This window comes from Hydrotalea sp. GW822-HT8A01 (genome assembly GCF_058798575.1).
Window position 1 is genome coordinate 56,931 of the sequence record NZ_CM179506.1, and the last position, 11,650, is coordinate 68,580.

Annotated in this window: 6 protein-coding genes; 2 read left to right on the forward strand and 4 right to left on the reverse strand. The window is 38.3% G+C overall.

Annotation, left to right across the window (positions count from 1 at the left end):
* Nucleotides 1-55: 55 nt before the first annotated feature.
* Nucleotides 56-697, reverse strand: coding sequence for a DsrE family protein (locus tag AC3QLY_RS00220; protein ID WP_218331366.1), 642 nt, complete (start codon nucleotides 695-697; stop codon nucleotides 56-58).
* Nucleotides 698-1,021: 324 nt separating this feature from the next.
* Here AC3QLY_RS00220 and AC3QLY_RS00225 point away from each other — a divergent pair, with 324 nt between their 5' ends.
* Nucleotides 1,022-4,381 (forward strand): Ig-like domain-containing protein, encoded by a 3,360-nt coding sequence (locus AC3QLY_RS00225; RefSeq protein WP_492990209.1) that lies wholly within the window; start codon nucleotides 1,022-1,024, stop codon nucleotides 4,379-4,381.
* Between the two features lie 153 nt (nucleotides 4,382-4,534).
* Here AC3QLY_RS00225 and ispF read toward each other — a convergent pair whose 3' ends face one another.
* The 3 genes from ispF to porU form a co-directional block, all read right to left on the reverse strand.
* Nucleotides 4,535-5,023 (reverse strand): 2-C-methyl-D-erythritol 2,4-cyclodiphosphate synthase, encoded by a 489-nt coding sequence (gene ispF, locus AC3QLY_RS00230; protein WP_074418047.1) that lies wholly within the window; start codon nucleotides 5,021-5,023, stop codon nucleotides 4,535-4,537.
* A 132-nt stretch (nucleotides 5,024-5,155) separates the two neighbouring features.
* Entirely contained in the window at nucleotides 5,156-6,298 is a 1,143-nt protein-coding gene (gene porV, locus AC3QLY_RS00235; RefSeq protein WP_492990211.1) for a type IX secretion system outer membrane channel protein PorV, read from the reverse strand.
* Nucleotides 6,299-6,371: 73 nt separating this feature from the next.
* A complete protein-coding gene (gene porU / locus AC3QLY_RS00240; RefSeq protein WP_492990213.1) occupies nucleotides 6,372-9,722 on the reverse strand; it encodes a type IX secretion system sortase PorU in 3,351 nt (1,116 codons plus the stop codon).
* 280 nt (nucleotides 9,723-10,002) lie between these two features.
* Between porU and AC3QLY_RS00245 the strand changes: the two genes are divergently transcribed.
* A complete protein-coding gene (locus AC3QLY_RS00245; RefSeq protein WP_074418050.1) occupies nucleotides 10,003-11,568 on the forward strand; it encodes an SUMF1/EgtB/PvdO family nonheme iron enzyme in 1,566 nt (521 codons plus the stop codon).
* Nucleotides 11,569-11,650 lie beyond the last annotated feature (82 nt).

Genomic DNA, 11,650 nt, shown 5'->3' on the forward strand with positions numbered 1-11,650 from the left:
CTCAATTTCAAGGTGAACAGTTCGTTTATTTTGCTATATTATTTATTTCAAAATGCTATTCCGCCTTATCTTCATTATACAAAATATAGCCTTTCAACTGGTAGTAGGATAACATGGTTTGTGCTGATAAAGCCAACCCAATATTCGGTATCAATTCATCCATGTTCAGGTTTAACATGGTTAATGCCTGGCCACAGGCAATAAATTTTACTCCTTTATTTTGTAATTCTTCTATCAAAGGCAGATTGCTGTTGGAAACTTTATACATTAACCTATAATTATTATTCTTCAAAAGGGAAAACAATGCAGGCCCATGCACCAATACCACTACTTCTAAATTTTTAGCAGGTACACCGGAAGCCACATGCAGGTTCATTATCCTGCCCACTTCGGTAAAACCGGGGTTTTCAGTTTTTGCAGTTAGCGAATCGTTTGGGCCAACCGTTACGTTGAATAAAAGTTTATAAGGCATATTTACATCAATGTTTTCTGTAATGTCTTTTACAGGAATAACACCCGTCCATAAGCTGCTTTGTATGTATGGATGAATGGCTAATTTCTCAAATTTAGCCTGCATACGAGCCTGCTTTTTAGTGAGTTTAATTTGCACTTTGTTGGTGTTTTGAGCGAATAGGGTTTGTTGAATGCCTGCAAAAAATAAGGAACAGAATAGGATGTAAAGCGCAAAATTTCGCATAGACAGTAGTTTAGTTTGTTAAGATAAGCATTGCCTTGCTGTTGCAATGTTTTTTTAAGAAAAAAGTTTAAAATCTTAATATTCCCCTGCTTTCAACCCCGCCACACATGAATTTTATGTTATGAATGTTTTTGATGTTGATTAAACCCTTTTAAAGCATTTATTTTTGATGCTTTAATTTTTTATTAATGTTTTGAAATCATGAACCATTTCAACACAATTCATTCACCGGTTGGATTTTACAGTATTTATTTAAATCATTAGATTAAATATTTTAATTTATTTTTAATCTTTAAAAACATTAACTAAAACAAAATAGCATTTATGAGAAAATTTTACACAATTCGCTTTTTATTTTCATTGATTGCGTTGTTTTTGATAACAATGGGGCAGGCGCAGGTTAGTTTAGCCACTTCGCCCTATATCCAAAATTTCGATACCATTAGAACGGCTTTGCCCAATGGGTTTACGGTAAGAATCGGAGCCACCAATTCTGCTTTAGGTACACCGATTGCCAGTTTTAATACTGCCGCCACTAACTGGAATAGCACTTCAGGCCGATTTGGCAACTATGCTTCTGCAACAGGACTAAGAGCCAGTACCCCACCTGCCACTCAGGCGGCTGCCACCAACCGTGCTTTGGGCGTTCGACAAACCGGTAGTTTTGGCGATCCGGGTGCTGCATTTGTATTTCAGGTTATAAATACCAAAGGGAAAAAAGATTTTGCTTTGAGTTTTAATTTACAATCACTCGACAGCACGTCACCCCGCAGTACAACATTTTTAGTGCAATATGCAAAGGGCACCAATCCTAACAGTTTTAATACGGTAACCTCCACACCTACCCTTTTAGTAACCGGTAACAGAAAATTTTATGATACATTGGTGAACGTGAATTTCGGTACTTCATTAGATGATATTAATGACACTGTATGGATTAGAATTGCCACATTAAGTGCCAGTACCGGCAGCAGTAACCGGGCTACTTCTGCTATTGATAATTTTAGCTTAAGCTGGAATGATATACCTGCAGATACCATTCCACCGGTTGATACTTTACTGATTCCTCAAAATGGAGCCACAGGTGTTTCATCTATATTGCCTTTGAAAATTTATTTCAGCGAACCGGTAGCAGCAGCCACAGGAAATATTGTGGTAGAAAACACGACCGACAATGTGACAGATACCATTGGTGTGGATAGCAGTATTGTTGCTATAAACAGCAATATTGTTACCATTACCACCGGATTACAACCACTAAAACATTATAAAATAAATATTGATGCAGGCGCATTTACCGATTTTTCCAATAACGCTTACGCAGGTAAAAATGGGAATAATTGGCAATTTACAACTGCAAGTAACGATACAGTACCACCTTTTGCTATAAGCCTCACCCCCGCTAATGGCGCTGTGAATATATCCAACAAACCAAATTTCACCATTCATTTTAATGAAAGCATGGTATTGGGTTCTGGGAACCTGCTCATTAAACAAGTAAGTAATGATAGTTTGGTACAAACCATTCCCGTTGCAAATGTAACAGCACAGGATAGTACAGTTCAATTTTCGGCAATTGCCAATTTAGGTTTTAGCAAAAAATATTATGTACAAATTTCAGACAGTGCATTTCTGGATTTGTCGGGCAATGCATTTGCCGGATTTAAGGATAGCACATACTGGACATTTACCACACAAAGCCCCGATTACTTATTCAATCTGAATAACTGTAGCAATGGCTTACCCGATGGCTTTACCCAATTCAGCGCAGCTGGCGATTCAACCTGGAATTGCACCATTTATGGTTATCAGGGCAATGGTATTCAGATCAATGGATTTGGTGGGGGCAGTGCACAATTAAATGACGATTGGCTAATGAGTCCGCCATTAGATTTAACCGGTTTCAATATTCCATTATTAGAATTCTACAACAGAACCAAATACAATGGCCCGCAATTAAAACTGTTGGTTTCAACCAATTATTCAGGAACCGGTAATCCATCTGCCGCCACCTGGACCGAAATCAATGGTCATTTCCCGCCTATTAATTCAGATACATGGACGAAGTGTGCTAGTATTAATCTGACAAACTTTAAGTCAACAAATACTTATATTGCCTGGAGATATGCCTCCAGCCCAACTGATGGTGCACCACGCACTACAATAGACAATATTCATGTACTTAACAGTACACAGGCGCCACAACCCACATTGACAGTTCAACCGGATAATTTATTTTTAGGATATGCTGCTGCCGGAGTTGTGAGTGCCGGTAAAGCATTCCAATTTACAGTGGTAGATGCCAATGGCAATTTAACCATTACTGCACCTGCACAATTTCAGGTTTCAAAAGATAGCATTACATATGCAGGTACCATTCAATACACTGTAAATGAATTAGAGCAAACCAATATTAAAGCTTTTGTTCGGTTTGCTCCTACACAAAACAATTTAGAATACAGTGGCCAGTTGAATTTTGCAATTGGTTCTATTTCTAAAAACTTCACCAGAGTGTATGGTAATAGTGTAAACCGAAGCAATACCATTGATATTGTAAACTGGAATATTGAATGGTTCGGTAGCAATGGTTTTGGTCCTTCTGATAAAAATTTACAGGAAATCAATGTAAAAAAAGTATTACGCTATTTGGATGCTGATATTTATGCATTAATAGAAGTAGTGGACACAATCCGCTTCAGAAGGCTCATTGATTCATTAGGCAGCAATTGGGGCTATACTATTTCGCCATTCTGTACCGGTGCCGCCACTCCATCGGGTAGCAACTGGTTAAGCGGACAAAAAATGGCACTGGTGTATAAAAAAGATATGGTAAGTAATGTATCCGGAAGAGGACTCATGCTCAGCAGTGCTACTGCCAGCAGCAATTGGGCCAATAGCAGGGTACCTTATCTGGTTACTGCCGATGTAACTAATAAAGGGGGTGTTACCAAAACCATTAATTTTTTTATTATTCATGCTAAATCAGGCAGTACTGCCTCTGATTACGATAGAAGATATGCCGGTGTGAAAGAAATGAAAGATAGTTTGGATGCCATCTTTAGCAATAGTAACGTGATGATTCTGGGCGATTACAATGATGATTTGGTAAGTACCATTTCTACAGGTTCAGGCCCGGTTACTTCATGGGATCCTATTTTAAAAGATTCTGTTGGAACCAAATTCTACAAAGCATTAACATTGCCCTTGGATTATCAGGGATTTGCTTCTACTATTAATTATCCGGGAATGATTGACCATAATATCATTTCAAGTAGTTTATTAAGTAGCTACATCAACAATTCTGCCAAGGTTAGAACAGACGTAACCACTGTAATTCCGGATTATTTATCCAATAATACATCCGACCATTACCCCATTTATGTTCGTTTTAATTTTGGAACAGCTACTGCGGTAAATCCGGTAAATAATGATCCCAATTTACTCACATTGTTAGGCAATCCCGGTCATCAGCAAATCCGCTTTATGTTTAACAAAAACATTAACAGCCGCTTACAAATTCAATTAATGGATTTAAACGGACAAATTTTACAGCAACAGGTTGCAGAACAGGTGAATAAGGGTCAGGTAATTAGTTTACCCATTCAAAACTTACCTGCAGGAACATATATGTTACGAGTAGCACATAAGGATGGCACTACAGTAAAACAAATATTAAAATATTAATATTTATTATTTGGTTGATTCAAAAAACCCGTGGCTTTCATTAGCTGCGGGTTTTAATTTTATTAAGCAGAATAGAGGCAATAAAAATAACCAGCTCCGATCCTGTTAATAACTGTTTTCAGATTTTGTTATGCGCAAACAGATCTTGACTCCTTATATTACTAAAGGCTGTGGCCGATGAATTAATACAGTTGCATAAGCAACCAGTCCTTCTTCACGACCTACAAAGCCCATTTTTTCGGTAGTGGTTGCTTTAATGGAAACTTCTTCAGAAGTTAAATGACATGCTGTTGCAATAACTTCCTGCATTTGAGGAATATAAGGTTTTATTTTAGGCGATTCCAGACATATACTGGAATCGATATTGATAATTTTATAACCCTTTTCTGCAATGAGTGCCACTGTTTTCTGTAACAATATTTTACTGTCAATATTTTTATATGCAGGAGAAGTATCCGGAAAATGCACACCAATATCACCTAAACAGGCTGCACCCAATAATGCATCGCAAATTGCATGCAATAATACATCGGCATCTGAATGCCCCAAGGCACCTTTATGGTAAGGAATATGCACACCACCTAACCAGAAATCCCTATCCGTTACCAACTGATGAAAATCAATGCCAAAACCTATACGCATACAACTATTTTAATAATTGAAAGATATTTTTTCAATAAATATGAAATCGGCAACATAATGTTACAATCCAAACCGGCAAAATGTTTGTACTGTGAATATTAAAAAATACGGCCACACTTAGCCGGACTATTACTAATTCAAATTGTTTTTTTTACCTGAACCATTATTAGCTAAGTCAAAGTTCAGACCAATTCTGATGGTATTAGATAATGGGTTACGTGTAGTTACATATCCTGACGCCACTAAATAAGAGAGATTAATGCCAATATTTTGGTAATTCAGCCCCAAACCAAAGGTCAGGTAATTTCTGTTACCCCGATATTTATTTTCATAAAAATATCCGGTTCTTATAAAGAAAGTATTATCATAATTATATTCTGCACCGGCAGAAATTAACCAGGAAGTGAGTTGGTTACTGCCATCGTTGAACGATTTAAACCAACTGGAGAAAACGCTTTGGGTATAATAGGTTGGTGCTGTAGCAGAATCATAAGTAGGCACCAATAATTTATTCAAATCAACTGCAAAAGTTATTTTATTGTCTTTATCTAACCGGGCAGTGTATGCTGCACCCAAACCTAAATTGGCAGGAATATAATCTTTGATATTGGCATCATTGGTATAACTGATTTTTGAACCAAGGTTGCTTAAAGTTACACCCCAGGTAAAATAATTTTTTGTAGTATCAGCTGCAATATGGTACAGAGTAGCATCACCCGCTACAGAAGAACCTGCTTTATAAATTACACCGCTGTTATTTGGATCACCGGATGCAAGGCTACTGTTAATATAACGCAGCGCCACACCGATACCCAATTGACTGGAAAGCTTTCTGGAATAACCGAAATCAATTCCAAATTCTCTGGGCATTGACGAACCTAATAAATTTCCATTGGCATCTGCAAACTGAATATTGCCTAAACTAAAATAACGAACAGAGGCAGAAATAACCTGTTCATTATCCAACCGATGATAACCGGCAATACTGGCTAAATAAACATCATTTAATCCCAAATCTTTAAACCAGGGAGAATAGGTAACAGCAATAGAATTATCGTTTGTAGCAAAAGGTAATTTAGCCCGGTTCCAAAACATACCATTGGCATCGGGTGAAGTGGCAATACCAACATCGCCCATACCACTGGCTCTGGCATCAGAAGAAATACGCAAAAAAGGAACAGCAGTTGTTGTTACATTCACAGTTTGTGTTTGTGCAAATACAGACAGGCTCACAATGCAGAGCAGAAGAACTAAAAAGAATACCCTTATTCTCATAACAGATTTTAATGTGATGAATATACCCTACGGGTTAAAAAACTAAGAGGTAGAATTATTTCATTCAAGCATTTTAGTGAACAAAAAATTTGGCTGTTGCTTCAGCTTTTCCTGTATTGGAGGATGCAATAATATGATAAAAATACAAACCATTCAAGATTTTTTTGTTGTTCAATCCCCGCCCGTCCCAGTTCAGTTCTACTACTCCTCCGGAAGAATTGGGCAAAGTTTGCAATAACCTTGCCACTAAACTGCCATTCATGCTAAAAACATCAATTTCTACCTTTATTTCCGGCGCATCCATATTGTGCACCAAACGAAATGTGGTTTGACTGCTAAAGGGATTAGGATAGTTGTATACGGATAATATTTTCGGTGGTACCGCCGCACTAACAATAAAATGAATAGTGACTGATCGTGCATAGTTGGCTACATTCCAGGCTTTTATAGTTAAGGTGTGTGGCCCGGGAGTTAGTCCGTTTAACTGGTATTGAATGGTGCCGGCCTGATAACTATTGGGCAAAGCCTCATAAAAACTATTGAGTATAATAGGATTATTCGTATTACCATCTAATACAGCTGTAATATCGTGGCCAATACCTGCGCCGATGGTATTTATACCTAACGAATCGAACAAATGCACCAATAATAATGGGGTGGGGTCAACCGTACTACCCGCTCTAAAAAGCGTATCATTTAAAAATGCTTTGATAGTTGGGCCAGCCGTATCTGCGGGCAACAGACTATTACCACCACCAATTAAAAATTGCGTAGTGTAACCGGTAGCATCCAAAACATCATTCCAGGCATATAAACTTAGTTTACTATTCCCGGCCTTATAGTTAATATCCTTGGGTACCACAAATCTTACCTGAAAACGACCATTTGTAACAGAAACCTGACCTTTATAAATAATGTTGGTTTGCTGCATAAAAGTAGTAACAGGGCTGGCAGGGTCATTCCCTAAACTACGCAGTTGTTGTGGCTTATCGAATAAAGTGGCTACTAAATTGCCATTAAATGAAGTTTGCATCTGCCCCTGTGCGTTGGCAATATGCCCACTAAATGTATAGGTATTCAGCGCTTTTAACGTATCATTACCCGTTAAAGCCTGTTGGTTCAGCTGATCAATTTTAATTTGAAGTGTCGGGAAGGAAAGCCGCATGGCAGGATCTCCCAATAATGTAAATTTTCGGTTATTTAAAACATCGCTACTGTTTTGATAGGTAATATTTTTAGCAGTTAAAACAGATTGACCCAAAGTAGGATATACACCGGAAGCATTGGGTTGCAAAGCAGCCTGCATATAATTATTATTAATAATTTGGTTACTATAGGCAAACACGACACGGGTAGTAGTTAATAAGGCAATAGCGCCGGTATTACCATTGTATAACAAACCGCCGCCTAAAGAATTTTTGGTAGGATCATCATAAGGTGCAAAATCGCAGGTAGCCGTAATAAACAAAGGCAATTTATCGGGATTATTGAGTTGTTGCAATTCGGTTTGGCCAAATACTGCAGAATTAGATAATTGTTGATACCCTCCATGCCCATTGTAGTTAAAAATTAAAGCCCCATTATACAATTGGCTAACGATGGCTGCATTGACTTGTGGATACCTGCTGCCTCCTGCCCCACTTATCATTGGATAGGCATCTAAATAAATTTTGTTGATATTAATGGCTGTATCGTATTGTGCAGTGGTAGCTGCAATTGATTCTGCATCCTGCAAATGCAAATCATTGTCTTTATCATCGGCTACAAAAACCGACTGATTGCGCCAGGCACCAAAAGCCGTTTTGGCATGATAGTGTATCATTTTATTCACCATAGTAGTAGCTTCTGTTGTAGTACGAACGGGGAAACGACCAATCGCTAACTTCAACGGCGGCGCCACATTCACCTGATTAATGTCATCTGTATTGCCTAATAATCCAAAAAAATCGTCGGTAACATATGTATTTAAAGGCTCAACACTGTTGGCACTTTCATAAGCAGGTACAAAATTGGTATTGGGTTGAATGCGATTTTTATAATCAAAAGAAGCAGCACCAAATAATAGTACATATTTTAATTGGTTAGTTGAATCGGCGCCATACTTATCATCATACATTTTTAAGAAATCTCTGATAGCCGTAGGATCCGGATTACCACTACTAAACTCCTGATAAATTTGTTGCGTAGTAACTACCTGCACCCTTTGTGAATATTGTTGTTGATGAAATGCAGCCAGTTGGTTAGCCTGTGTTATAAACTGCGGATGAGTAATAATGATAAAATCGGCCGGACTGGTACGATGCAGGTTTTGATTATTCATTGCCCCCAAGGCAAGTGGCTGTAATGCATTCGTGTCAGTAAAGGCAATGTATTGTTTTAAAGAATCAGCAGGTTGTACAAATAACAGTTGCTGATTCATGATTTGCGTATTCATTTCAATAGGTACAAGGGGTTGAGTAACATCCCAAACACGAATATTAGCGTTAGCATTCGATATCTGAAATTGTGCAACTCGGCCTGCACCCACAGCTGCAGGGTCAGAAAACAGCAATGGCATACCATTGTATATGGCTAATTTACGCCGGCATTGCAATACAATTTGATGCATCCACCCCTGCGCGCCAGAAACACCGGGATTAAATTGGAGGGTTACTTTCAATACCGAATCTGCATTCGGCAAACTAACCGATGCTTGTTGCTGTACCTCAGTGGCATAAGCATCTAAAAAATAACCGGAAACGCCGGCAATAGAAGGTGTGGCAAATAAATTGCCATTTAAGCTTAACGAAAAACTACTACTATTAGCCCCCACACTTCTACCCGCCAAATGGTAGCTTACGCCTACAGGTGTATTATTTAAAAGACCCGGAACCTGAAAAGTAACATTTCTGGTTAATCCGGCATTTTGGCTCATAGGGTTACTCCACCATGCTTTACCACTGTTTAACAAGTTTACTGAATCGTTTTCAATGGCAAAATGATCAGTAAAACTATTCACTAAAACAGTTGGGCTTAAAGCAGTTACTTGTGTGCTAATTCTTTTTCCTGAAGGTTGAATGGTAATGTAATAAAAAGCGGTATCGCTGTACAGGTTTTTTTGGTATAAGAACTGCTGTTTGGCAGCATCATACATCCATTGATGCGGGCCCGCAGCATAAAAAAGTACATAATCGTTGTTATTGAAAATACCATCGCCGCCATCATTTACCCAAATGGCATTTTCAAACAAATCATCTATTCGGGGTAAAATATTATTTTCGGGTAACATTTGCCCCCCATTTCCATAAATGCGTAAAGAACCTGCCAATAGGTTGGCGGTATTTATGCCCATATTTTTTAAAAAGGCAACATCTATTTTATAAACGCCAGCTTTAGTAACCCCAATTTTGAACCAATTACCGGCAGATAAAACTGAATTGGGCACATAATTTCTTTGGGCTTTTAACGTTATAGCAGCAGTTAGGAGAAAAAAAACAAGGGTAATTTTAAAAAAATAGGCAATTGTTTTTGGCTGGAAACAATTTATCGTTTTATTTAGCATAATCATTTACTGCGGCAATCCCCTTTTTTAAGGCTAAAATTAGGGTTTTCGGCTGTAGATTGTTATATTTAAGATGATTCATGTATAAAAATCGCCTATATTCGCACAGCGCAAAAACTTTACCCTCTATCTTTTACTGTTTAAGAACCTTAAAATTCATATCATGCAATTGCTTACAACTGCAAGAAACTGTGTGTTATTATTGTCGCTGATTGGCGCTGCTGCTTCTTGTAAAGTATTTAAGAAAAAACCTGAAAAATCGGCTGTTACCGGCTGGAATTATAATGACAAAACACAGGGTAATTTTTATGTAGCAAAACCTAAAGACATTAATACCGCTCCCGGTTTGGTATTTGTGCAGGGTGGTACTTTCACTATGGGTGCTACACAAGAAGATGTAATGGGCGATTGGAACAATATTCCCCGTCGCGTTACGGTGAATTCCTTTTTCATCGATAAAACAGAAATTGCGAATGTGCATTATCGTGAATATTTGTATTGGGTAGAAAATGTTTTCAGCGATACCACTGCTTATCCCGAAGTAATTGAGGCAGCAAAGCCCGATACATTGGTATGGAGAAGTGAATTGGCCTATAATGAGCCTTATGTTGAATATTATTTTCGCCACCCCGCTTATAATTATTATCCAGTAGTAGGTGTAAACTGGAAACAGGCCAGCGATTTTTGTGTTTGGAGAACCGACCGGGTAAATGAATTAGAACTTATTAAGAAAGGCTACATCAATAAAAACAATATTAAAACCGAATTGAATGGCGGTGGCCAGGAGAATTTTGATACCAAAGCCTATTTAATGGGCGAATATCAGGTACAGCCAGGTAAATTAGCTACTTCTAAAAGTAACCCTTTAAAAGATGCACAGGGCCGGCCCAGAACCACAGTAAAATTTGATGATGGTATTTTATATGGCGACTATCGCTTACCCACAGAAGCCGAATGGGAATATGCAGCCTACGGCTATATTGCTGAAAACCCACAGGTAAAAAAAGGAAAGAAAACCAGAGGAGAAGAGAATATTGCCAATAAACAGATTTATGCCTGGAAAAATGCAGGATTTGACAACCTGCGTTCTACACGTGCAGGTGCTTATCAGGGTGCTTTTCTAGCCAACTTTAAGAGAGGGGCAGGTGATAATATGGGTGTTGCAGGTGGTTTAAACGATAATGCAGCTATACCTGCAGAAGTAACTTCCTTTTCTCCCAATGGTTTTGGCATTTATAATATGAGTGGTAATGTAAGCGAGTGGGTAGCAGATGTGTACAGACCATTAACCAGCTTAGATGCAGACGATTTTAATCCATTCAGAGGCAATGTTTTCAAAAAAGTAGATATGAGCCGCGGAACAGGCAATTTAAGAGATAGTTTAGGTCGTATTGTAATGGTACCAGAATCTGATTCCGCATTGAGAGAAAGAAGAAATTACCAAAGAGCATATGCCAAAAATTATTTAGATGGTGACTCTTTAAGTGGGGTGAATTATGGCTATGGTATTACTACACTTATTTCAGATAAATCGAGAGTAGTAAAAGGTGGCAGTTGGAACGACAGACCTTACTGGTTATCGCCCGGAACCCGCCGCTTCTTAGAAGAAGATCAAAGCAGCAGTACCATTGGTTTCCGTTGTGCCATGACGCATTATGGCGCTGCTGAAGGCACTTCCAGAAAAGCACAAACAGGCAACTTCTTCCCGGCAAGAAGAGCTAAAAGATAAAGGAAAGGTAAATACAGCAATTCCACTTAATCAGTGGAAAAATGAAACGCCATCTTCAAAAAAAGATGGCGTTCTTGCGTAA